The sequence below is a fragment of the Bradyrhizobium sp. URHC0002 genome (genome assembly GCF_054059515.1).
In genome coordinates this window covers 8,533,750-8,555,033 of the sequence record NZ_JBSSCF010000001.1, presented here as the reverse complement: position 1 = coordinate 8,555,033, position 21,284 = coordinate 8,533,750, and the positions used below count along the sequence as shown (strand labels likewise).

Below are 21,284 nucleotides of genomic sequence, written 5' to 3'. Positions count from 1 at the left end.
CGCCCATCATGAGCGAACTTGACCTCACCATCCTGGCCGAAACACCAAAGGACGCCCAGGCGATCGAACGCCTGCACGAGCGCACGTTCGGTCCCGGCCGTTTCGTGCTGAGCGCCTACCGCCTGCGCGAGCATGTCGATCACCTGCTCGACCTCTCGTTCACGGCGCGGATCGGCACATTGCTGGTCGGCTCGGTGCGGCAATTGCCGATCTGCATCGGCGATACGCCGGCCCTGATGCTCGGGCCGTTGACGGTCGAGCCGCCGTTCCGAAAGCGCGGCGTCGGTCGCATGCTGCTCGATCGCTCGCTGCAGGACGCCAAGGCCAAGGGCCATCGCCTGGTCATCCTGGTCGGCGACGAACCTTATTACGGCCGCGTCGGCTTCAAGGTCATACCGAAGGGGCGTGCGATCATGCCGGGTCCCGTCGATTACAGCCGCCTTTTGGTGGCGGAGCTGGTCGAGGGCGCGTTCGAGGGCGTCTCCGGCGATATCCGGCCGGACTGGAGCAAGGCGCGGTAGCGCCGATGGCGAAGCGGCGCCGTGGGGGCGCCCGGTCTCGTCGCTATCGGAAAAGTCGACGCCTTTTGGTGCCGGCCACCGGCTTCGATGCGGACCCCGTGCTTCCGGCTGCGTGCTGCAGTTCGTGCCGAAACTCCTCACGCTTCTCGTGGATGGAAGCAACGACCAGTCCCATCGCCACTCCCAAGCCGATCAGGGCTGCTTCGGACAATAGCAGGCTTGCCTCGATGGTTTCCGGCACGGCGTCGGTGACGCCGATTCCGTAGAGATGTCGCGCGTGGTCGGCGTCACGCGCGCGCGAAACGATCAGTACATCTTTCCGTAGCGCGCGAACCTGCGCGACAATTTCGTCAATGCCTTTGGGTTCGTTGATCGTAACGATGACCGCGGCGGCTTCCGTGAGGCCGCAGCTCATCAGGAACTCCGGGTTTGTCGCATCACCGTAGAAGACGGTACGGCCCTGCTTGCGTTGCTCCGGGACGGCCGCGGCATCGTTGTCGACGGCGGTGTATTTGAACTGATGGCGATCGAGCATCGTGCAGACGACTTGTCCAACCCGGCCATGTCCGACGACAATGGCATGGCCACTCCCGCCGCTCGGTGCAACGGTGAGCTCTGGATCAAGCGGTTTGTCCTCGCGCACCATCGGTGCCAGCCGCCGCGCGACATGAGACAGTGCCGGGGTGAGCATCATGGTCAGCGTGATCAGCGCGACGGCAAAACTCGATATGTTGGCGTCAATCAGGCCAAGCGTCGTTGCCATCCCAATGCCGACGAAAGCGAACTCGCCGCCGGGACCAAGCAGCAGTCCGACCTCGATCGAGGCCGGCCAGGAAAGGCGAAACATCCGGGCCAGGAAGACGAGGATGGTGGACTTTACGACAATCAGCCCGGCGGCACCCGCAATCAGCCAGACCGGATCGCGCGCGATCTGGCCAAAATCGATGTTCATACCGACCGTGAAGAAGAACAGGCCAAGCAAAAGGCCCTTGAAGGGATCGATGGCGATTTCGATCGCTTTGCGGAACTCCGTCTCGGCCAGCAACAGGCCTGCGACAAAAGCGCCAAGCGCCATGGAGAAGCCGGCCACGGCAGCAGCTACCCCGGTCGCGACGATCACGAATAGCGTCGTGGCGACGAACAGGTCGCTCATGCCGGCCGATGCCACCAGACGGAACAGGGGGCGCATCACCACGCGGCCGACGACGACGATCACGCCGAGCGCCAGGGCGGCATTCACGAGCGCAAGCAACAGTGTCGCGATGACCGATCCGGAGTCTCCCGCGCCAAAGATCGAGATGAAAAGCAGAAGAGGGGCGACTGCCAGATCCTGCGCGAGGAGGACCGCGAAGCTTGCCCGTCCCGCGCTTGTGTTGAGCCGCTTCTGCCTGGAAAGAATCTCGATGACGATGGCGGTCGAGGACAAGGCGAGACACGCACCAAGGATGAGGGCCACCGGAGCCTTGCTGCCAGCCAGCGCGGCGACGAGGCCGATCGCGACCGTCGAGAAAATGATCTGCAGGCTGCCCAATCCGAAAATCAGGCGGTGCATCGCCTTCAATCGGTCGTAGGACAACTCCATGCCGATCAGGAAGAGCAGGAACACGACGCCGAGGTTCGCGATGCCGGAGACGTTTCCTGCGTCGACGACGGTGAACCAGTAGAGAAGCGGAAATTTTTCAATGAACGATCCCAGCCCGAGAGGGCCCAGGATTGCGCCGGCTCCAAGATAGCCGAGAACGGGATTGAACCCGTATCGCCGTACCAACGGAATGACGACGCCCGCGGTGCCGAGCAGAACAAGCGCGTCGCTGTAGACGTGAACATTGATGGACGAAGTCATCTATTCGATGTGCATCTGTTTCCAGTGGAGTGAGGGAACGTCCCGCGCATCGGCCGTCTCCGCCTGGAACGTTAGCTGGTACCACCAGCTAACGCCACCCCGTGGCCCATACCTCCGTCCTAGAACTTCAGATTGGCGAACGCGCGCACACCGATGCCCGGCAAGAGAACCTGGTCCTTGGTGTAGGACACCGAGTTGCGGATGTTCTCGTTCAACAGGTTGTTGCCGACCAGCCCGACCGTCATTTCACGCGCGCCGAACCAGGATGGATCGAGCTTCGTCCTGTAGCTGACCTCCGCCTTCAACAAATTATAACCCGCGGTGGGCGTCTCGCCGATCGGAGCGATATCGTTCTGCGCGAAGGCGTGCAGCAGGTTGATCCGCGTCAGCCAGTTGGCATCGCGCCAGAACAGCCCGCCGCCGACACGCACCGGCGGGATGCGCGGTACGTTGGTGCCGTCGCTGAAGGTTGCGCGCACAACATCGAACTGGTTCTCGATGCCCCAGATGCCGCCGTTGAAGGGGCCGATGTCCAACTGGCTCTGGAATTCGCCACCGCGAAAGGTGGCGTCGCGTTGCGAATAGATCGCCTGGTTCAATTCGAGCGGAGCAGCCGGATTGGCAGGGCCGACGCAGGCGACATCCTCGCAGGTGTTGCCGGTGAGGCGACGGTAAATGAAGCCATTGAATTTGGTGTAGTAGGCGGTTGCCTCGAACCTGAAAGGCCCGGTCGCCTTCCGCAATCCGATCTCGATCGTCTTGGCGGTCTCGATGCCGAGATCGGGATTGCCGATGTCGAAGGTGCCGGTGGCGTCGTGTGCGCCGCGCGAGAACAATTCCGCAGGTTTCGGCGCGCGCTCGACATATTGAGCGGTGACGCTGGCAACCAGTTGGCCCGGGAGGTTCTGGATCAGGCCGATGCTCGCGCTCTTCGGCGTGAAGTTGAGGTTGCGCGCTACCGGCGGACCGATGTCGCCGGGATTGGTGTTGAGGTCGAACACGTCCGGAATGAACGACGGCGTCGTTCCGCTGAGACTGACGTGCTCGATGCGGCCGGCGATCTGCGCCTTGGTGGTCTCGGTGAACTTGAATTCGTTGAAGGCATAGCCGGCGACCTTGGTGTTCTTGTTCGGATCCCACAAACCGTTGAGCGGGCTCCCGGGATCGTCCGGGCTTGGCGCGGTCAGTTGCTGGTGGCTGGCCTGCAGACCGAACGCGGTCGTGACAGCGGCAAAGCGTGCGTTGAACGGCGTCATCTGCACTTCGACGCGGCCTTCCTGCTCCTTGTTGGTAAAGGTTTGCCGCACACCCAATGACGAAAGGTCGGCGGGGTCTGCGAGCCCGATCTCGTTGTGCTTGTAGTCGGTGGCCGCGGCCCAGAACCTGACAGCATCTATCGCCGCCGCGTCCGGGCGGTATTCGCCCTTGGCCGAAAACTTGGTCTGGTGCGCATCGATCCGGGTCTGGTGATCGGCGCCGTCGATACCGGGGATGCGATACAGGGAATCGTTCTGCGTGATCGCAGCACCGATGAAGCCGCCATGGAAGATGTAGGAGCCGCCGACAGAGGCGCCGTCGGCTTGCGCGGCCGAGTTCGGTTGCTTTCCGTTCACGGGCCGCGTCTGGTCGAACAGATAGGGATAGCCGGGAATGCTGTAATCGCCGGCCTTGCGGCCATAGGCGTCGGCGTGGACGGCAAAATTGCCGCCGCCGGCATCGAGCAAAATGCCGCCCTCGACGCCGCGATCGGCCGAATTGACGGCGTTGCGGGTCTCGACGGTCACGCATGATGCGGATTGCGCCTCCGCCAGCGGCGCTTTCGCTGGCAGGCCGTAGCTCTGGAACGGCGCCGCCGGGCAGGAGGGCAGGGCCTCGGGGATCCGGTTGTTGGTGGCGCTGACGACGCCGCCGATCGAGGTCGAGCCGTAGCGCAAGGCTGCAGGCCCGCGCACGACCTCGACCTGGTTTGTGGCGAGCGGATCAATGGGAACGAAATGATCCTCGCCGAGGTCCGAGACGCCGCCGCCGCCGGTGCCGTTCTCGACGATACCGACGCGGTTGCCGTCGAGGCCCCGGATGATCGGCCGGCTGGAGGCGCCCGGCGCGAAGCTCGAGCCGGTGATGCCGGGTTTTGAAAACAGGAGATCGCCGAGCGTTGCGCTGCCGGAACGGCGGATTTCCTCGTTGGGCACGATCGTGACGGTCGCGAACTGGTCGGTCACGACGGGCAGCACGCCCTGTTGGGGTGCGGCTGCGACCGGTGCGGCCTGCGGTTCTGGCGCGCGTTCGCGGTTCTGGCCGGGCGCGGCGCGGGCGACACGTGCCGGCGTTCGCGATGGTGCGGGTTTACGCCGCACGATCGGGCTCGGCGCCGTCACGGTGATTTCAGGCAGTTGCGTCGATGTCGCTGCTGCGTCCTGCGCCATCGCCCCATCGGCCATCGCGCATAGCAATAGCCAGCTTGTTCCACCGAAATGGAACGCTCGGTTCTTCTTTGAAGTCATTGTCCCGATCCTGATTCCGTCGATGTGCGACGGATCGATTCCGATTTTCCCTTAGGTCAATCAGCCGCGTGGCGCGGCGATCCCCCAGGGGTGCATCAATCAATCGAGGTCAGGAGACGGGAGGTGCGCGGGACTGGAACGCGCGATGGAGCGAGCCGAGATGCGTGAACTCGGCGCCGGTAGTCAGGTGCAGAAGCTCGACCGCCTGCGGCAGTTCCAGCAGCGGCGGCGTGGCGAACAGGAAATTGTTGGCCAGCGAGAGGACGGCGCAGATCGCGCAGTCGGAGGTTGGCTGATCGGTATCGTGGCCGGATGGCTGCTGTGCGGCGCGCGCCTCTTGCGCGGCTAGCGCCGCGGCAATGGCGAGGTCCGTATCGGCCAACCCGGTCTGAAGTGCCGGCGCGGCGCGGGCGACGTCGGCGTGGAAATGTCCGAACGACAGCGCAAACTGGATCGCGAGCGCCAACAGCGCCAGCCGCGAGCCGTGCTTGAGATGCTTCCGGAACCAATTCACGACGAACTACGCCTTCCCCGAACGGCCAAGCGCCTAGGCCGCCCAATGTTATAATATAACATCGGAAGGTTCCGACGATGTCAACCGCCGCACGGATCGGCTGCGGAGAAAACGTTGAGCGATGTGTGATTGATGCAACGACCGGGCGTCGCGAGGCGGCGCCTAGCGCCCCTCGCGCACCCAGGTCGCCGCGAACGCCCCGAGCAGCAGCAACAAGCCGACGAGGCCGGCAAACATCGGCAGCACGCCGACGCCCTTCACGACGCTGGCGTCCCGCATCTTGACGCCCATCCAGCCGTCGCCATGGAAGATGCCGGAGGCGCGCACCGGCACCACGCGGGGCAGGTCGATGCTGCCGCCGTCGGCCACGCGCCGCGCGTCGCCGCCGCTTGCCTGCGACAGCGGCTTCAGCATCTCGGTGGTGGAGGTGACTTCCGAAAATTCCTTCGGGTTGGTCGGCCCGACATTGATCAGGGCTTTCAGCGCGCCGTCCGTGGCCTGCCATAGCCCGAGTTCGTTGGCGGGAAGGGTGGAGCGCCAGGTGCCGGGCTCGCTTGCGGTCAGCGTGAGTTCTTTCGTGGCGCCGCTCGGCGACGTCACCGTCACCGGCGGCACGTTGTCGGCCATGGTCTGGCGCAGCACCACGAGGTCCTTGCCCTGGATCTGCAGGCGCAGCGCCTCTTCGTCGAGATCAGGCTGCTTCATCAGCCAGTGCGACGTCCGCCGCAGCAGATCCAGATGCGGTCCACCGCCTTCAAAGCCGCGCGCCCACAGCCAGATGTGGTCCGACAGCAGAAGCGCGACCCGGCCTTCGCCGAAGCGCGACAGCAGCAGCAGCGGCTTGCCGTCGGCGCCGGTCATCACGGGCGCGCCGATCGCGTTGCGCGTATCCACGGTGCGGAAGAAGCGGCTCCAGCGCGGCGGTTCGCTCGCCGAGCCCTCGAGGCCACGCGTCACCGGATGGCGTTTGCCGGCGTCGCTTAAGTGCGCGTAGAACGGTTTTTCAGTGACGCCGACCGGTTCTGCCGGCAGCACCGTGTCCAGCGGCGTGCGCCAGATGCTGGTGGTGGAAGCGTAATCGGGCCCGGCCGATACCAGCACCGCGCCGCCGGCGCGGACATAGCGCGCGATGTTGTCGAAATAGGCGATCGGCAGCACGCCCTGCCGGGCGTAGCGGTCGAAGATGATCAGCTGGAATTCGTTGATCTTCTGCTGGAACAATTCGCGCGTCGGAAACGCGATCAGCGACAATTCGTTGATCGGCGTGCCGTCCTGCTTCTCCGGCGGGCGCAAAATCGTAAAGTGCACCAGGTCGATGCTGGCGTCGGACTTCAGCAAATTGCGCCAAGTGCGCTCGCCGGAATGCGGTTCGCCGGATACCAGCAGCACGCGCAGCTTGTCGCGGACGCCTTCGATCGCGACCACGGCGCGATTGTTCACCAGCGTGAGTTCGTTTTCGAGCGGCGAGGCCTCGATCTCGACGATGTTCGAGCCGGCATGCTTGATGTCGACCTCGACATTGGAGGTTTGTCCGCTCACGAGCGTGCGCTCGCTGATCACCTCGCCGTCGCGGCGCACCACGATCTTGGCGCGCTGACCGGAGACGCCCTGGTCGTCGAGCCGGTAGGTGATGGTCTGGGGCTGTCCGACGATACCGAAACGCGGCGCGGCCGAGATTGCGATGCGACGGTCGCGCTCGTCCTTGCGCCCGGTGACCAGCGCGTGCACCGGCGCCTGGAAGCCAAGGGCGGCGGCACTGGCGGGAATGTCATGCACCCGGCCGTCCGTAATCAGGAACGCGCCGGCGACACGGTCGACGGGAACGTCGGACAGCGCCGAGGACAGCGCGCCGAACAGTTTGGTGCCGTCGGTTTCGCCGTCGGCCTGTCCGGCCTCGACGACGCGGACTTCCAGTCCCTTGATCTTCTTCAGCGTGTCGACCAGCGCCTCCTGCGCCTTGGCCGTCTCCTGGTTGCGCGTGCCGAAATTCTGGCTCGGGCTCTTGTCGATCACAACAGCCGCGACCGAGGACAACGGCTCGCGGTCCTCGCGGGTAAAGGAGGGGTTGGCGAGCGCCAGCAGGATCAGCGCCAGCGCCGCGACGCGCACGGCAGCCCCGCGCGAGCGCCCGAGCAGCAGCAGTACCGAGATCGCGACGATCGCGGCGAGCGCGATCCAGAGCACGATCGTCGGAACGAGGGGGGTGAACGCGATGCCGTACTGCATGGCCTATTGCCCCAACCGCTCGATCAGTGCCGGCGCGTGGACCTGATCGGCCTTGTAGTTGCCGGTCAGGGTGTACATCACGATGTTGACGCCGGAGCGGAACGCGAATTCGCGCTGGCGCGGCTCGCCCGGCGTCAGCGGCAGCATCGGCTGCCCGTCCGGGCGGTGCGCCCAGGCGCCGGCGAGATCGTTCGAGGTGATGATGATGGGCGAGACGCCGTCGCCGCCGCGCGCCGGGCGCGAGGCTGCGTCGTCGTCATCCTCGCGCGGCAGGGTCTCGACCCAGGTCTGCCCCGTGTTGAAGCGGCCGGGGAAATCGCGCAGCAGGTAAAACGTCTTGGTCAGCACGTGCTCGCGCGGCACCGGCTCCAGTTCAGGCACGTCGAGGGAGGAGAGAATTTCGCGCAAGGTGCGCATGCCCGGCGTTTGTGCCGCGCCGTTCTCGCCGGGCGGCGCCTCGATGGCGTCGCGGGTGTCGAACAGCACCGTGCCGCCCTGTTTCATGTAGGCGTCGATACGGTTGATGGCATCCTGCGGCGGCTTCGGCGCGCCCGGCACCACCGGCCAGTAGATCAGCGGAAAGAACGCCAGTTCATCGTGCGCGGGATCGACGCCGACGGGATCGCCAGCTTCCAGCGCCGTGCGCTGCGCCAGGAACAGCGTCAGACCGGCCATGCCGGCCTTGACGATGGAATCGACGTCGGCATTTCCGGTGACGACATAGGCAAGGCGCGTCTGCGACACCGACTTGATGGCGAAGTCGTCGTTGCTCTGGGCACGCGTCGGCGAAGGCGCGATGGGGGCCGCCGCCAAGATCAGGGCCAGCAGAACGGCGGCAGCCGCCGTGCGCCGCCGCCACAAGGCGGCAAGACCCGCACCCAGCATCGCGACCACGACCGCATCGATCAGGAACAGCGCCAGCGACGACGACAGCAGAATACCGCGCAAATCGCGCGGTTCGGCGTTGGTGTAGCTGGCGCGCTGCGCGCGCAGGGAGGATGTATCGAGCGACGCGATGCGATCGGCCGGGGCCAGCGTGTTGACCGCGATCGGGCCATCGGCCGGGCCGTAGAAGCCCGGCGGATGATCTGTCGTGGCGCGGTCGCGATAATCCGCCGGCATCGGCTTGGCGGTCGAGGGCGGCGGTCCGAATGCGCCGAAACCGTCGAGGGTGCGCAGCGGCGCCACGGTCTCGACATTGGTCGCCTCGCTCGCAACGCCCGCACCGGGCTTCGAGGTGTAGCCGGACATGTCGACCATCCGCCGCAGCATCTCGACGAAGCTGCCGGACATCGGCAGGTCCGACCAGCGCGAGTCGGCGCCGATATGGAACAGGCTGACGATACCCTTGCCGCGATGCTCGCCGGTCACCAGCGGCGTGCCGTCTTCCAGCGACGCCCAGGTCTTGGTGGCGAGCACCGCATCCGGCTCGGCCAGCACCTGCCGGTTCACGGTGACGTCCTTGGGCACGGTGAGGCCCGCGAACGGGCCGTCGGCGGCGAACGAAGCCAGATGCTGCGGCTTTTCCCAGGTCAGGCTGCCGCCGAGGATGCGGCCGCCGCGACGCAGTCTCACCGGCACCAGATCGTCATCGGCCTGCGCCAGACGGGGGCCTGCGAAACGCACCAGCACGCCGCCCTGATCGATCCATGCGTTCAGCCGCTCGCGGATTTCCGGCGACAGCGTGCCGACATCGGCGAGCACGATCATCGGCAGCCGCTGATCGAGGAATTGCGCGATCACCTGCTGCGCCGCGCCGCGATCACCCAGCCGCACGTCGGCGAATGGCGACAAGGCGCGGGTGAGATAGAAGGTCGATGCCAATAGCGGCTGGGCGGTGTCGCTGGTAGCACCTGTGACGACGCCGACGGCGCGCCGCCGCCATCGCTTGTCGAGCAGTTGCACGGCGCCGGCCGATCGTTCGCCCGATATTTCCAGCCGCGAAATGTCGTTGCGCAGCTCGACCGGCAGATCGAACGCCGCTTCGCTCTCGCGATCCTGCATGCCGAACGCGTAGCGCGCCTCGCCGATCGGCGAGCCCTTGGCGTCGATCGCGCGAACCACACCGGCGGCGACGCCGCCGGTGGTGCGAAGCACCTTGACCGTCATTTTCGCCGCGGCGTTTTCAGCGGCGACCAGCGCCTGTGCCGGGGCCGCGCCGCCCTCGAACACCGTCAGCTTGCGGTCGCCGATGGTCTTGCCGAGATTTTCGATGAATTCGGCGCCGCGCCCGGTGTCGACACCGTCGGACAGCCACGCGATTTCGGCATCGCCGGTGCTCTTCAGGAAGCGGTCGAGCGAGCCAAGCGTGTCGACGCGGTCGACCGAATAGGGTTTTGGCGAGATCTGGCGCAGCGCGACCCGCGCGGTGCCCGCCGGCATCAGCGTGATGTCGCGCGCGGTCTCGGAGAGCGGAACCAGTGCAACGCCGCGGCGGTCGTTGTCGGCGTTGGCGATCAGTTCATCCGCGGCCTTGACCCGCGTGTCCCAGCTTGCCGCCGCACTCCAGCCGTCGTCGAGCAGGATCACCAACGGCGCGTTGCTGCCGCCGACCCCGGTCTGCGGATTCCAGATCGGGCCGGCCGCGGCAAGGATGACCAGTGCGGCGGCAGCGAGGCGCAGCAAGGTCAGCCACCACGGGGTCCGCGACGGGGTTTCTTCCTTCGGCCTGATGTCGAACAGGAGCCGCGTCGGTGGAAACTCGATCCGCCTCGGCCGCGGCGGCATGACGCGCAACAGCCACCACAACACCGGCAGGCTCAACAGGCCCAGCAGGAGCAGCGGTTGCGCAAAGGTGAGGGGGAGCCCCGCGATCATGCGCTGCGTCCCGCCTTGACGGTTGAACCGCGCACGCTTCCCTTGGCTGCCATCATGCCCGAATGCAGGAACAGCAGGAGTTCGGCGGCGGAACGGCTGGTGGTGTGGGTCGAGAACAACCAGTCGAGCCTGTTGGTTTCGCTACGGATCTCGTCGCGATGCAGGGCTACGCGCGCGACATAGTCGCTGGCCCAGCTCTCGGCGCGGCCGGCGGTGATGGCGCCAAATCCTTCCGGCTCGACGAATTCGACCCGGCCGGCGTAGGGAAAGGTTTCTTCGGCGGGATCGACCACCTGGATCAGAGAACCATGAGCGCCGGAGGCCGAAAGCCCCGCGAGCATCAGCCTGATCTCGCTCATCGGCGACCACAAATCGGACAGCACGACAATTTCGGCCAGCGCCGACGGGACAAAGGACGGCGGCAGGCTCGCGCGCACCGCATCGTCGTGCAGCATCGCCTGCGCCATCTTGTCGATCACGTTGCGGCTTGCGGTCGGGTTCATCAGGCCGGGAATGCCGACGCGTTCGCCGCCCGAGACCAGCAGTTCGGCGAGTGCAAATGTAACAATAAGCCCGCGCTCCAGCTTGCTGTCGCGCGCACCCTTGGAAGCAAACGCCATCGACGGCGAACGGTCGGGCCAAAGCCACACGGTATGCGCGGCTTCCCATTCCTGCTCGCGGACATAGAGATGATCGTCGCGCGCCGAGCGGCGCCAGTCGACGTTCTGCGATGGCTCGCCGGAGACGAAGCGGCGATACTGCCAGAAGCTCTCGCCGGCGCCGGCGCGGCGCCTGCCATGCAGGCCATGGATGACGTTGGCTGCGATGCGGCGGGCTTCGAGCACGAGACGGGGCAGCGATGCGGCGAGCGTTCGGCTTTCGCCATCGGCACGTCGTATTGCTAAAATCTCCCCGGTCTCGTGGCTGGTCTCTGCGGCCATCAACCGATCCGCGTCTTCAATTGTTTGATCACGTCGGGAATAGTGCGGCCTTCCGCGCGCGCCGAGAAGGTCAGCGCCATGCGGTGCTTGAGAATGGGTTCGGCGAGATCGAGCACGTCGTCGATCGAGGGCGCGAGGCGGCCGTCGAGCAGCGCGCGGGCGCGCACCGCCAGCATCAGCGACTGGCTGGCACGCGGGCCCGGTCCCCAGGCGATCAGCTTGTCGCCACCATCAGGGTCGGGCCGCGCGGCGCGCACCAGCGACAGGATCGCCTCGACGACGCTGTCGCCGACCGGCAGGCGCCGCACCAGGCGTTGTGCGGCGATCAGTATTTCCGCGTTCATCGATGCCTTGGCGAGCGTCTCGTCCGCGCCCGTCGTTTCAAACAGGATGCGGCGTTCGGCGTCGCGATCGGGATAATCGACGTCAATCTCCATCAGGAAGCGGTCGAGCTGCGCCTCGGGGAGCGGATAGGTGCCTTCCTGCTCCAGCGGGTTTTGCGTGGCGAGCACGTGGAACGGCTTTGGCAGATCATGCCGCGCGCCTGCAACGGTGATGTGCTGTTCCTGCATGGCTTGCAGCAGCGCCGATTGCGTACGCGGGCTGGCGCGGTTGATCTCGTCGGCCATCAGCAACTGCGCGAACACCGGTCCGGAGATGAAGCGGAACGACCGCTTGCCGGAATTGCTCTCGTCCAGCACCTCGGCGCCCAGAATATCCGATGGCATCAGGTCCGGCGTGAACTGGATGCGCTTGGCGTCCAGCCCGAGCGTGATGCCCAGCGTTTCGACGAGCTTGGTCTTGGCGAGGCCGGGAACCCCGATCAGCAGCGCATGACCGCCGGACAGGATCGTCACCAGGGTGTTTTCGATCACCCGTTCCTGGCCGAAGATGACGGTGGAGATCGCTTCCTTTGCGGCGCGAATCTGACCGGCGACCTGTTCGGCCGAACGGACGATCGCGTCCTCGAGTTTCTCGACACCGTCTGCGCTCGCCATGTCTTTCTCCTTCAGCCATCAAACCGCTTCATGACACCGCTGGTTGCGTCGTCATGCCACGAACCGCATGCTAAACCTGTGCAAAGGCGATGTATTCGTTGAATTAAACTATCCCCACATTATCGGCATTTCGGGGTATGAACGGCATCACGATGTGGCGACTTGATCCGCAATAGTACGGACTCAAATCGTCGGGAACACATATCTCGGTATACGTGCACCAATCGTGCCAGATGATGCGCCAAGACACTCAGGGCAAACAATGGCGAAGCAAGGGCAAACCGGCACTCAGGGCCTCGAAGGACTTACTGTCGCTGCGAGGGAAGCCGCCAACGCCGCCCCGGCCGGCAAGGGGCTTCCTCCAGTCCATCTGTGGAATCCGCCGTTCTGCGGCGATCTCGACATCCGAATCGCCAGCGACGGTACGTGGTTTTACATGGGCACGCCGATCGGGCGGCCGGCGCTGGTGCGGCTGTTCTCGACCATCCTGAAGCGCGAGGACGGCAAGCACTTTCTCGTGACCCCGGTCGAGAAGGTCGGCATTCGAGTCGACGACGCGCCTTTCCTCGCAGTGGAGATGCAAAAGGAGGTTGATGATCGCGGGCGGCTATTGCGCTTTCGCACCAATGTCGACGATTGGGTGCCATGCGATTCCGGACACCGCCTGCGATTCGAGATGGCGGCCGACGGCGGGCTGACGCCCTATCTGCATGTCCGCGCCGATCTGTGGGCGAAAGTGACCCGCGCGCTCTATTACGATCTGGTTGACATGGGGGAAGAGCGGGTGGTCGATGGTCAGGCGATGTTCGGAATCGAGTCTGGCGGCGAATTCTTTGCGATGGCGGATGCGAAGCAGGTGAGGGACGCGGTTTGAACGAGCCGATGCTGAGAAAGATGGACGCGGCTCCGATCAACTCAACGGAGTTCTTCGCGCGGAGCCAGGCCAGGCTGAATTTCGACGTGCCTCCCGGCCTGGTCGATCCCGATATCATTCCGAAAACCGGCGATGAGGGCAACGATCGCATGCTGGAGATCGTGGCACGCGAGCAGCCGGTGCGCCCGGCGGCGGTGCTGATCCCGGTGGTCGATCACGATGAGCCGACCGTGTTGCTGACGCAGCGCTCGCCGCATCTGTCCAGCCACGCCGGCCAGATTTCCTTTCCGGGCGGCAAGATCGACGCGACCGATGCTTCCCCGCTCGACGCCGCCCTGCGCGAGGCGGAGGAGGAAGTCGGCCTCAAGCGCGACTTCATCGAGCCGATCGGCTATCTCGACCTCTATGGAACCGCCTTCGGGTTTCGCATCCTGCCGACGGTGGCGCGGGTCAAGCCGGGCTTCAAGCTGACGATCAACGAAGGCGAGGTGGTCGACGCCTTCGAGGTGCCGCTGGCGTTCCTGATGAATCCCGAGAATCATCAGATCCACTCCAAGGAATTTCGCGGCATGGAGCGCTCCTACTACGCCATGCCGTTTGCCGAGCGTTACATCTGGGGCGCGACCGCCGGCATCCTGCGCGTATTGTACGAGCGGATTTATCTCGCATGATCCGTCCGGTCCTGACCGAACTCGCGATTTTCCTGACCCCGTTCGCGGCCTATGCGATTTTTCTGATTGCCACCCGTTCCGGAGTGCTGGTGTCGTCCTCCTGGCCGGTGCATCTGGTCGCCAAACTGGTGCTGGGATCGCTGCTGCTGGTCGTGATCAGCTTCGTCCTGCTCGCGCAATTCTCCGGCGCGCCGCCGGATTCGACCTACGTTCCCGCGCATCTCGAAAAGGGCAAGCTGGTTCCTGGAGTCGAGAAATGAGTGAGGCCCGCGTGCTGTCGGACGCGCCGTGGCTCAGATCAGGTCCGGCCGCGCGCGTGCTCGCGTTGCTCAATGGCGATGGCGAGGAAGCCCGCGTGGTCGGCGGCGCCGTGCGCAATGCGTTGCTGAATATTCCCCTCGGCGACATCGATATCGCAACCACGGCGCTGCCCGACGAGGTGGTCCGCCGCGCCAAGGCGGCCGGCATCAAATGCGTGCCGACCGGCATCGACCATGGCACGGTCACGCTGGTCGTCGAATCGCAGCCGTTCGAGGTCACGACCTTGCGCGAGGATACCGAGACCTTTGGCCGCAAGGCCAAAGTTGCGTTCGGGCGCGACTGGGTTCGCGACGCGGAACGGCGCGACTTCACCATCAACGGGCTTTCCGTCGATGCCGACGGCATCGTGCACGACCACATCGGCGGGCTTGCCGATATCGAAGCCAAACGCGTGCGCTTCATCGGCGATGCAAACCAGCGTATCGCCGAGGATTATTTGCGCATCCTGCGCTTCTTCCGCATGCATGCCGCCTACGGGGTGGGTGAGCCCGACCGTGCCGGATATCTCGCCTGCATCGACGGGCGCGCGGGACTTTCGAGCCTTTCCGCCGAGCGCGTGCGGATGGAAATGTTGAAGCTGTTGATCGCGGAAGGCGCCGCGGTTGCGGTAGAGGCGATGGCGGATGCCGGGCTGCTGCTGCCGATCTTCGGCGGCGTCGCCTATACCGGAGCGTTCGCGGCGATGATCGCGGTCGAACGCGCGCTGGAGCTGCCGCCAAACGCCGTGCGCCGGCTCGCCGCGCTTAACGTCGCCGTCACCGAGGACGCCAGGCGCGTTTCGGCGCGGCTTCGGCTTTCCAACGCGGAAACCAAGGCGCTGGACTCGATGGGCCATCGCTGGTGGCGGTTCGCCAGCAAGGATGAGGCGCGGGCGCGGCAGCTTCTCTATCGGCTCGGCGAGGATCCCTACCGCGACCGGCTGATGCTGGCATGGGCGCGGGCCGGCGGCGTCGACAATGGCGCCGCGCGCTGGCACGACCTCGCAACACTGCCGCAGCGCTGGAGCGCGCCGAAATTTCCGCTGCGGGCTGCCGATTTCATCTCCCGCGGCATTGCCGAGGGCCCCGCGCTCGGTCATGTGCTGACGCTCGCGGAAGATGCCTGGTTGGCCGCGGGTTTTCCGCTGGATGCATCCGAGCTGGCCGCGCTCGCCGACCAGACCGCCGCCCGTTTCACCCGCGATCACCGGCTGTGAATATTCTGGCCGGCTTTGCCGACATTTCGCTCGGCCAACTCGTGCTGGTCGGCGGCATGGCGCTGCTGGCCTCTATCGTTGGCGGTCTTGCCGGCTATGGCACTGGCGCCTTGATGCCGCTGGTGCTGGTGCCGCTGGTTGGGGCCGAGCCTGTGGTGCCGATCATCGCGATATCGGCGATTATCACCAATATCAGCCGCTTCGTGGCCTATTTCCGTTACGCCGACCGGCGCCGCGCGCTGATCGTGATCGGGGCCGCCGCGCTGACCACCGCGCTCGGCGCCTACGGTTACACGCGGCTTACGGGCGCGGGCGCGGCGCTGGTGATCGGCAGCATGCTGATCCTGAGCGTGCCGCTGCGCCGGCTGGCCAAGAAGCGCAATGTCAGGATTGGCGATACCGGCCTCGGTGCGAGCGCGGTGGGCTATGGCGTGCTGGTCGGCGGCACGTCAGGCTCCGGCGTGATCCTGCTGTCGTTGCTGATGGCGTCGGGGCTCGAGGGTGCGGCGGTGATTGCCACCGACGCCGTGATCTCGGTCATGACCGGCCTGATCAAGATTTCGGTATTCGGCCTTGCCGGCGTCGTCAGCGCGCAGGTACTGGCGTTCGCGCTCTTGATCGGCGTGATCGCCATTCCCGGCGCGTTCCTCGCAAAAGCCTTTGTTGAGCGCATGCCAGTGCATATCCACACCGCGATCCTCGACGCCGCCGTGATGGTCGGCGGCGTGGTCATGATCACGGCCGCGCTGCGGCATTGATCGGCTCAATAGGTGAGCGAGGCCGTGCGGACCGGGAAACAATTCAGGCTTGATATGTTCCAGACAAACGGCACGTTGCACCAAAGGCCGCCGGGGCGATATTTCACCCGAATTTGCTCCATCCGAAACAGCGCCAGGCTGTTGAACGCGTTGATCCGGCCGGCGAGATCATCAAATTGAGCGTTGATCTCCTTCTCTCGCTTGAAGACATCGCTTTCCTTCGCGGCGTCGCGGCCGATCTCGGAGGCCCATTGCCGCGCCGGCGCAAGCTTGTTGTGCGCGGCCTCAAGGCAGTAATGCATCGTCAGGACGTGGTGTTTGGCGCTGTACCAGTTGATTCTCTTGGCTGCCTTGTCGTTAGGGCCGGCACAGATCCGGATGAACGCGTCTCTCGGCTTGGTCGTCTCGTCAACGCCGCGTTTTTCGGCGATTGCGCAATATTCGTTATCGGCAACCTGCTCGGTCGTCGTGTCGTCGTCCTCGATCTTCATGTTTCCGAACGCAGGAAAATTGTATTTGTCGGAACAGTCGAAGGCATAGTCGCGCAACACCCGCCGTGACAACGGATCCTCGTCGACGTTGTGCTTCTCGGCCGGATCGCGAACGCTATCGCTGGGCCTATCGATATAGATTTCGGCCTTTCGCGTGAGGAGGTCGATATTTTCACGGAGCTCGATCCGCGCTTTTTCGTAGCGCTCCGAAATCGCCCGCGCGTGCTTGGCGGCCAGCGCCTTGTCGCCGGCATCGGATTTCCCGCCGACGGCGTCCGCGAAATCGGTATAAAGCATTTGCTGCAGCGCCTGCACTTCGGAGAATGCGTGTGAGATGTCCGTGAAGGTTCCCGCCGCCAAGGTCATGTCTTCCTTGGCCAGGCTGCTCACCTTCTCCTGATAGGCGTTGAGATATTGGAAATAGCCGACCGCAAGGCTGCTCAGCACGGTGAACAGGGTGCTGAGCACGGTGAACAGCGACAGCCCTTTGACGGTGTTCCAGAGCCACCTCAGCGGGACGGATTTCGGTGCAATGTCGTCCGCCTCCGGCGGCGGCTTGTGCGTGTCGTCGTTCGGCATCGGTGAACTCCCCAACCTTGGACTTCAACCTTGGAGCAACGTCGACACAATCCGGGATTGCCGCTCTCCGCACCGTGAGGCAACTCACACTTCACGCGGCCGTATGATGGCTCGCTTGGTAAGCCAACGGAACTTCAGCAGCTCTCAGCGGGGCAGCAGTTCCGTCAGCGAGCGGATGATGCGATCGGGCTTCACGGTGGAGTCAGGGGGCAGGCCGTCGCCATGCACGTCGATCCAGATGGCGTAGATGCCGAGCCGCTGCGGGGCTACGACTTCCCATTCCAGATTGTCACCGATCATCCAGGTTTCGGATGCGGTGACGCCGAGCGTCTGCATGGCGTGCAGATAGGCGCGCTCGTCCGGCTTGCCGAAACCGTGCTCGCCCTCGATCTGGATGTGATCGAAACGATCCGACAGCGCAAAACGTTCGACCTTGGCGCGCTGGGTGCCGGCGGCACCGTTGGTCACCAGCGCCAGCTTGACGCCGCGCGCCTTCAATTCGTCGATGGCGTCATGCGCGCCAGGGAAGACGAACATCTCCTCTTCGCGGTAGGCGGTGAAGCGGTTGGCGAGCCGTACCGCAAGATCCTCTGATAGCGTGTGGCCGTCTGCGGCAAGGGCGGCAAATCCGCGTGTAACGGTTATGCGCCGCGCCTCATCCAGCTTCAGCCGCCATTCGGCGCCTGCGACCGTCCAGAACTTGCGCGCGGAATCCAGAACTGCGGTGGCAACCTGCTGCGAGGTCCACGGCCCGAACTCGGCGGCGAATTCCGCGGCGACGTTGTGCCAGGCGATCTCGGGACGGCCATAGGCCGACAGGATGGTGTCGTCCATGTCGATCAGCATGGCGCGGGGCAGGTGGGTCATCGTTTCACGGCCATTTCGCTCTCAGCGCTAGTGACCGCGGACAATCGCGGCCGATCTGCCGCGAATATCAGATCCCCCGCACCGGGTCCAATTCCGGGAAACGACGTCGCCGGGCCGTGGATGCCGGGCGACGTCGAAATTCGCTCAGGCGACCTTGTGCTCGCCCTCTTCGTCTTCGTCCTCATCGTCTTCTTCGTCGTCTTCTTCTTCGTCGTCTTCCTCTTCGTCATCCGTATCGTGCTCGGCGAGGTCAAGCACGGCCAATGGCAGCGTCTCGCGAAAGAGATCGCCTTCATTGCCCATCCACACGCACGCGACATTGCCGTCCTCTGACTTCCACCACGCTAAGCGGGTGGCCGCCCGACTTCAGCATGACGACATCGCCCGGTTTCAATTCCATGATCTGCTCCTTGTAATGCATGACGCGATTCGCACCCTAGCGACCGGTCATGACAAGCCGATCATGACAGTCCAATCATGGCCACTTTACCTCCGGCGGCATCGACGAGAGAATAGAATCCACATTGCCGCCGGTTTTCAGCCCGAACATCGTGCCCTTGTCATGAAGCAGGTTGAATTCAACATAGCGTCCGCGCCGGACGAGCTGTTCCTCGCGATCGTCTGCGGTCCAGGAGGTCAGGAAATTGCGCCGCACCAGCTCCGGATAGATTCTTGCAAAGGCGCGGCCGACATCCTGGGTGAATGCGAAATCGGCCTCCCAGTCGCCGGAATCATGGTGGTCGTAGAAGATGCCGCCGATGCCGCGCGGCTCCTTGCGGTGCGGCAGATAGAAATACTCGTCGCACCACTTCTTGTATTTGTCATAGGAGACGATGGCTGCGTGCTTGTCGCAGGCGGCTTTCATGGCCGCGTGAAAATCTTGCGCGTCGGCATCGTCCTGGCGGCGGCGGCGGTCGAGCACCGGCGTCAGGTCCGCACCCCCGCCGAACCAGGTCTTGGTCGTAACTGCGAAGCGGGTGTTCATATGTACTGCCGGAACATGTGGATTGCGCATGTGCGCGATCAGCGAAATGCCTGAGAGCCAGAAGCGCGGGTCGTCCGCCGCGCCGGGAATCTGGCTGCGGAATTCAGGCGAGAATTCGCCGTGAACGGTCGAGCAGTGCACGCCGACCTTCTCGAACAGCCGGCCGTGCATCATCGACATCACGCCGCCGCCGCCGGGCTTGCCGGTGTGGTCGGCGCGATCCCAGGGCGTGCGTACGAAGCGTCCGGCCTCGCCGGGATAGAGCGAAGCCGGGGCATCGTCTTCCAGCCGCTCGAAGGCCGTGCAGATGTCGTTGCGCAAGGCTTCGAACCAGGCTCTCACGCGCGTCTTGCGATCCTCGATCAGCGACATGTCCATGGAGAATTCCCTTTCTCTCCGTCATTGCGAGCGGAGCGAAGCAATCCATCGTGCCACAAAGTAAAGAATGGATTGCTTCGTCGCTTCGCTCCTCGCAATGACGGGAAGAGGCATTGTTACCCCTGCGGTCCGAAATACGTGCAGCTTTCGTTGCAACTGTCGCGGTGAACGCTGACGCGGGTGATCTTACCGGCATGCTGGACCCGTTCGAAGATGTAGCGCGAGATATTTTCCAGCGTCGGCATTCCCAGCGCCTCGACCTTGTTCAAGAACTTGTGGTCGAGCGTCTTGCGGACCTCTTCCATGCTGCGTTCGAGCAGGCCGAGATCCAGCACCATGCCGGTTTCGGGATCGGGCGTGCCGCGCACGCTCACCTCGGCGCGAAACGAGTGGCCGTGAATTTCCTCGCTGTCCGCGCCGAAGGTCGTTCCCTTCAAGGAATGCGCGGCTTCGAAGCGAAATGATTTGGTCAGTTCCCACATCTTGAAAATCTGGTTCCTATCTGATGCCAAGTGCTTATCGGATACCGAGTGTCTTGTGCGTCTGCAGGCTGAGCCGCCATTGCGGATGGCGCAGGCAGTAGTCGACCGTGCGCGCGGTGTTTTCGATCACGTCGGGGCCGTCCATCGGCTGCAGCGAAAAGCGTTCGAAATCGAGCCCCGCAAAATCTTCCGGCGCAGCTCCCGCCTGCGGATAGACCAGCTTCAATTCGTGGCCGCGGCGCACCGCAAGTCCGGCGCCGGCTTTCGGGCTGACGCAGACCCAGTCCATCCCGCCAGGCGGTTCGATCGTTCCGTTGGTCTCGATGCCGATGGCGAAGCCGCGCGCATGCAGCGCATCGATGAAGGGGGTATCGACCTGCAGCAAAGGCTCGCCACCGGTCAGGACCACGTAGCGGTTGGTGTTGTCGCCGGTCCATTGTCCGGCGATGGTATCGGCGAGTTCGTCTGCGGTGGCGTAGCGGCCCCCCAGTGTGCCGTCAGTGCCGACAAAGTCGGTATCGCAGAACGTGCAGGTGGCGCCGGCGCGGTCCTGTTCGCGGCCGCTCCAGAGGTTGCAGCCGGAAAAACGGCAAAACACCGCCGCGCGGCCGGCATGCGCGCCTTCGCCCTGCAAGGTCAGGAATATCTCTTTGACCGCGTAACTCACCATCTCTCCTTGAGAACCGCATCGCTCTCGATCGCAGAACCCGTCTGCCGCAGCGCCTCGCCCAATGCCATGGCCGCTGCCATGGCTACATTGAGCGAACGCAAGTCCGGCCTGATCGGGATCGCCAGCCGCGCATCGGCAGCGGCGGCAATTTCGGCCGTGACCCCTGCGGATTCCCGCCCGAACAGCAGGACATCGTCCTGCCGGTAGCTGAAATCCAGGTAGGAACCGGCTGCCTTGGTCGTAAACAGCACCAGCCGGAAACCCGCCTCGTTACGCCATTGTTCGAATTTTTGCCATGAGTCATGGCGGGTAAGGGCGACGTGATCGAGGTAGTCCATTCCCGCCCGGCGGAAATGCCGGTCCGAGATCGGAAAGCCGGCCGGCTCGATGATATGGGCGGCCGCGCCCAGGCACGCACACAGGCGCAGAATCGTTCCCGTGTTCTGGGGGATGTCAGGCTGGAAGAGGGCGATGTGCATGGTGTCGAGGCTTCGGAAGCGCGGGTGAAATGTATTGAATAAATCACGGTCGGGCGCGGATTTAGTGCATTGCACGCTTGCGAGCCGATAGCGGGCTTGCGCTCTTACGGCAAGGGTGCCAATAGAACGATTCTGGACTGCTTGTTCCGCCGGTTTGGGGGAGGAAAAGC

At 64.5% G+C, this 21,284-nt stretch carries 19 protein-coding genes and 1 pseudogene; 6 read left to right on the top strand and 14 right to left on the bottom strand.

The window, feature by feature from the left end; genetic code table 11:
- Positions 1–8: 8 nt before the first annotated feature.
- A complete protein-coding gene (locus ACVWVY_RS41245; protein WP_456631750.1) occupies positions 9–521 on the top strand; it encodes a GNAT family N-acetyltransferase in 513 nt (170 codons plus the stop codon).
- Positions 522–564: 43 nt separating this feature from the next.
- Here the strand turns inward: ACVWVY_RS41245 and ACVWVY_RS41240 are convergent, their stop codons facing one another.
- The 7 genes from ACVWVY_RS41240 to ACVWVY_RS41210 all read right to left on the bottom strand — a co-directional run bounded on the left by ACVWVY_RS41240 (position 565) and on the right by ACVWVY_RS41210 (position 12,364).
- A complete protein-coding gene (locus ACVWVY_RS41240) occupies positions 565–2,364 on the bottom strand; it encodes a cation:proton antiporter domain-containing protein (protein WP_456631749.1) in 1,800 nt (599 codons plus the stop codon).
- A 119-nt stretch (positions 2,365–2,483) separates the two neighbouring features.
- Positions 2,484–4,868 carry a TonB-dependent receptor gene (locus ACVWVY_RS41235; protein WP_456631748.1) on the bottom strand — a complete coding sequence of 795 codons (2,385 nt, stop codon included), beginning with the start codon at positions 4,866–4,868 and terminating at the stop codon, positions 2,484–2,486.
- 109 nt (positions 4,869–4,977) lie between these two features.
- Positions 4,978–5,382 carry a DUF2946 family protein gene (locus ACVWVY_RS41230; protein ID WP_456631747.1) on the bottom strand — a complete coding sequence of 135 codons (405 nt, stop codon included), beginning with the start codon at positions 5,380–5,382 and terminating at the stop codon, positions 4,978–4,980.
- A gap of 162 nt (positions 5,383–5,544) precedes the next feature.
- Positions 5,545–7,608, bottom strand: coding sequence for a hypothetical protein (locus ACVWVY_RS41225; protein ID WP_456631746.1), 2,064 nt, complete (start codon positions 7,606–7,608; stop codon positions 5,545–5,547).
- Between the two features lie 3 nt (positions 7,609–7,611).
- A complete protein-coding gene (locus ACVWVY_RS41220) occupies positions 7,612–10,422 on the bottom strand; it encodes a DUF4159 domain-containing protein (RefSeq protein WP_456632453.1) in 2,811 nt (936 codons plus the stop codon).
- The gene (locus tag ACVWVY_RS41215) at positions 10,422–11,366 is read right to left on the bottom strand and encodes a DUF58 domain-containing protein (RefSeq protein WP_456631745.1); all 945 of its coding nucleotides are present in this window, start codon (positions 11,364–11,366) and stop codon (positions 10,422–10,424) included. Before ACVWVY_RS41215 ends, ACVWVY_RS41220 begins: the two co-directional genes overlap by 1 nt.
- Positions 11,366–12,364 carry an AAA family ATPase gene (locus ACVWVY_RS41210; RefSeq protein ID WP_426534165.1) on the bottom strand — a complete coding sequence of 333 codons (999 nt, stop codon included), beginning with the start codon at positions 12,362–12,364 and terminating at the stop codon, positions 11,366–11,368. The genes ACVWVY_RS41215 and ACVWVY_RS41210 overlap by 1 nt, the downstream gene beginning before the upstream one ends.
- A 262-nt stretch (positions 12,365–12,626) precedes the next feature.
- Here ACVWVY_RS41210 and ACVWVY_RS41205 point away from each other — a divergent pair, with 262 nt between their 5' ends.
- From ACVWVY_RS41205 to ACVWVY_RS41185, 5 genes are read left to right on the top strand one after another with little or no spacing between them, the layout of a single operon-like run.
- Complete coding sequence (locus tag ACVWVY_RS41205; RefSeq protein ID WP_456631744.1) at positions 12,627–13,238, top strand: DUF1285 domain-containing protein; 612 nt, start codon at positions 12,627–12,629, stop codon at positions 13,236–13,238.
- Positions 13,239–13,246: 8 nt separating this feature from the next.
- Positions 13,247–13,909 (top strand): CoA pyrophosphatase, encoded by a 663-nt coding sequence (locus ACVWVY_RS41200; protein WP_456631743.1) that lies wholly within the window; start codon positions 13,247–13,249, stop codon positions 13,907–13,909.
- Entirely contained in the window at positions 13,906–14,169 is a 264-nt protein-coding gene (locus ACVWVY_RS41195) for a DUF6111 family protein (RefSeq protein ID WP_456631742.1), read from the top strand. Before ACVWVY_RS41200 ends, ACVWVY_RS41195 begins: the two co-directional genes overlap by 4 nt.
- The gene (locus ACVWVY_RS41190; protein ID WP_456631741.1) at positions 14,166–15,425 is read left to right on the top strand and encodes a CCA tRNA nucleotidyltransferase; all 1,260 of its coding nucleotides are present in this window, start codon (positions 14,166–14,168) and stop codon (positions 15,423–15,425) included. Before ACVWVY_RS41195 ends, ACVWVY_RS41190 begins: the two co-directional genes overlap by 4 nt.
- On the top strand, positions 15,422–16,183 hold the full coding sequence (locus tag ACVWVY_RS41185) for a TSUP family transporter (RefSeq protein ID WP_456631740.1): 762 nt from the start codon (positions 15,422–15,424) through the stop codon (positions 16,181–16,183). The genes ACVWVY_RS41190 and ACVWVY_RS41185 overlap by 4 nt, the downstream gene beginning before the upstream one ends.
- 5 nt (positions 16,184–16,188) lie before the next feature.
- Here ACVWVY_RS41185 and ACVWVY_RS41180 read toward each other — a convergent pair whose 3' ends face one another.
- The 7 genes and pseudogenes from ACVWVY_RS41180 to ACVWVY_RS41150 form a co-directional block, all read right to left on the bottom strand.
- Positions 16,189–17,253, bottom strand: a complete 1,065-nt coding sequence (locus tag ACVWVY_RS41180) for a hypothetical protein (RefSeq protein ID WP_456631739.1) — start codon at positions 17,251–17,253, stop codon at positions 16,189–16,191.
- 144 nt (positions 17,254–17,397) lie between these two features.
- A complete protein-coding gene (locus ACVWVY_RS41175; protein ID WP_456631738.1) occupies positions 17,398–18,120 on the bottom strand; it encodes an HAD family hydrolase in 723 nt (240 codons plus the stop codon).
- A 144-nt stretch (positions 18,121–18,264) separates the two neighbouring features.
- Positions 18,265–18,520: pseudogene (locus tag ACVWVY_RS41170) on the bottom strand (YodC family protein).
- A gap of 75 nt (positions 18,521–18,595) precedes the next feature.
- Positions 18,596–19,483 (bottom strand): oxygen-dependent coproporphyrinogen oxidase, encoded by an 888-nt coding sequence (hemF, locus tag ACVWVY_RS41165; RefSeq protein ID WP_456631737.1) that lies wholly within the window; start codon positions 19,481–19,483, stop codon positions 18,596–18,598.
- A gap of 116 nt (positions 19,484–19,599) precedes the next feature.
- Positions 19,600–19,965, bottom strand: a complete 366-nt coding sequence (locus ACVWVY_RS41160) for a 6-carboxytetrahydropterin synthase (RefSeq protein ID WP_456632452.1) — start codon at positions 19,963–19,965, stop codon at positions 19,600–19,602.
- 34 nt (positions 19,966–19,999) lie between these two features.
- Positions 20,000–20,632, bottom strand: a complete 633-nt coding sequence (queE, locus tag ACVWVY_RS41155) for a 7-carboxy-7-deazaguanine synthase (RefSeq protein WP_456631736.1) — start codon at positions 20,630–20,632, stop codon at positions 20,000–20,002.
- On the bottom strand, positions 20,629–21,114 hold the full coding sequence (locus ACVWVY_RS41150; RefSeq protein ID WP_456631735.1) for a tRNA (cytidine(34)-2'-O)-methyltransferase: 486 nt from the start codon (positions 21,112–21,114) through the stop codon (positions 20,629–20,631). Before ACVWVY_RS41150 ends, queE begins: the two co-directional genes overlap by 4 nt.
- Positions 21,115–21,284 lie beyond the last annotated feature (170 nt).

Bases quoted from the DNA above. Each gene is read 5' to 3' on its own strand.
- ACVWVY_RS41245 (WP_456631750.1), top strand. From the start codon at position 9: ATGAGCGAACTTGACCTCACCATCCTGGCCGAAACACCAAAGGACGCC.
- ACVWVY_RS41240 (WP_456631749.1), bottom strand. From the start codon at position 2,364: ATGACTTCGTCCATCAATGTTCACGTCTACAGCGACGCGCTTGTTCTG.
- ACVWVY_RS41235 (WP_456631748.1), bottom strand. From the start codon at position 4,868: ATGACTTCAAAGAAGAACCGAGCGTTCCATTTCGGTGGAACAAGCTGG.
- ACVWVY_RS41225 (WP_456631746.1), bottom strand. From the start codon at position 7,608: ATGCAGTACGGCATCGCGTTCACCCCCCTCGTTCCGACGATCGTGCTC.
- ACVWVY_RS41215 (WP_456631745.1), bottom strand. From the start codon at position 11,366: ATGGCCGCAGAGACCAGCCACGAGACCGGGGAGATTTTAGCAATACGA.
- ACVWVY_RS41210 (WP_426534165.1), bottom strand. From the start codon at position 12,364: ATGGCGAGCGCAGACGGTGTCGAGAAACTCGAGGACGCGATCGTCCGT.
- ACVWVY_RS41205 (WP_456631744.1), top strand. From the start codon at position 12,627: ATGGCGAAGCAAGGGCAAACCGGCACTCAGGGCCTCGAAGGACTTACT.
- ACVWVY_RS41200 (WP_456631743.1), top strand. From the start codon at position 13,247: ATGCTGAGAAAGATGGACGCGGCTCCGATCAACTCAACGGAGTTCTTC.
- ACVWVY_RS41195 (WP_456631742.1), top strand. From the start codon at position 13,906: ATGATCCGTCCGGTCCTGACCGAACTCGCGATTTTCCTGACCCCGTTC.
- ACVWVY_RS41190 (WP_456631741.1), top strand. From the start codon at position 14,166: ATGAGTGAGGCCCGCGTGCTGTCGGACGCGCCGTGGCTCAGATCAGGT.
- ACVWVY_RS41180 (WP_456631739.1), bottom strand. From the start codon at position 17,253: ATGCCGAACGACGACACGCACAAGCCGCCGCCGGAGGCGGACGACATT.
- ACVWVY_RS41175 (WP_456631738.1), bottom strand. From the start codon at position 18,120: ATGACCCACCTGCCCCGCGCCATGCTGATCGACATGGACGACACCATC.
- hemF (WP_456631737.1), bottom strand. From the start codon at position 19,483: ATGGACATGTCGCTGATCGAGGATCGCAAGACGCGCGTGAGAGCCTGG.
- ACVWVY_RS41160 (WP_456632452.1), bottom strand. From the start codon at position 19,965: ATGTGGGAACTGACCAAATCATTTCGCTTCGAAGCCGCGCATTCCTTG.
- ACVWVY_RS41150 (WP_456631735.1), bottom strand. From the start codon at position 21,114: ATGCACATCGCCCTCTTCCAGCCTGACATCCCCCAGAACACGGGAACG.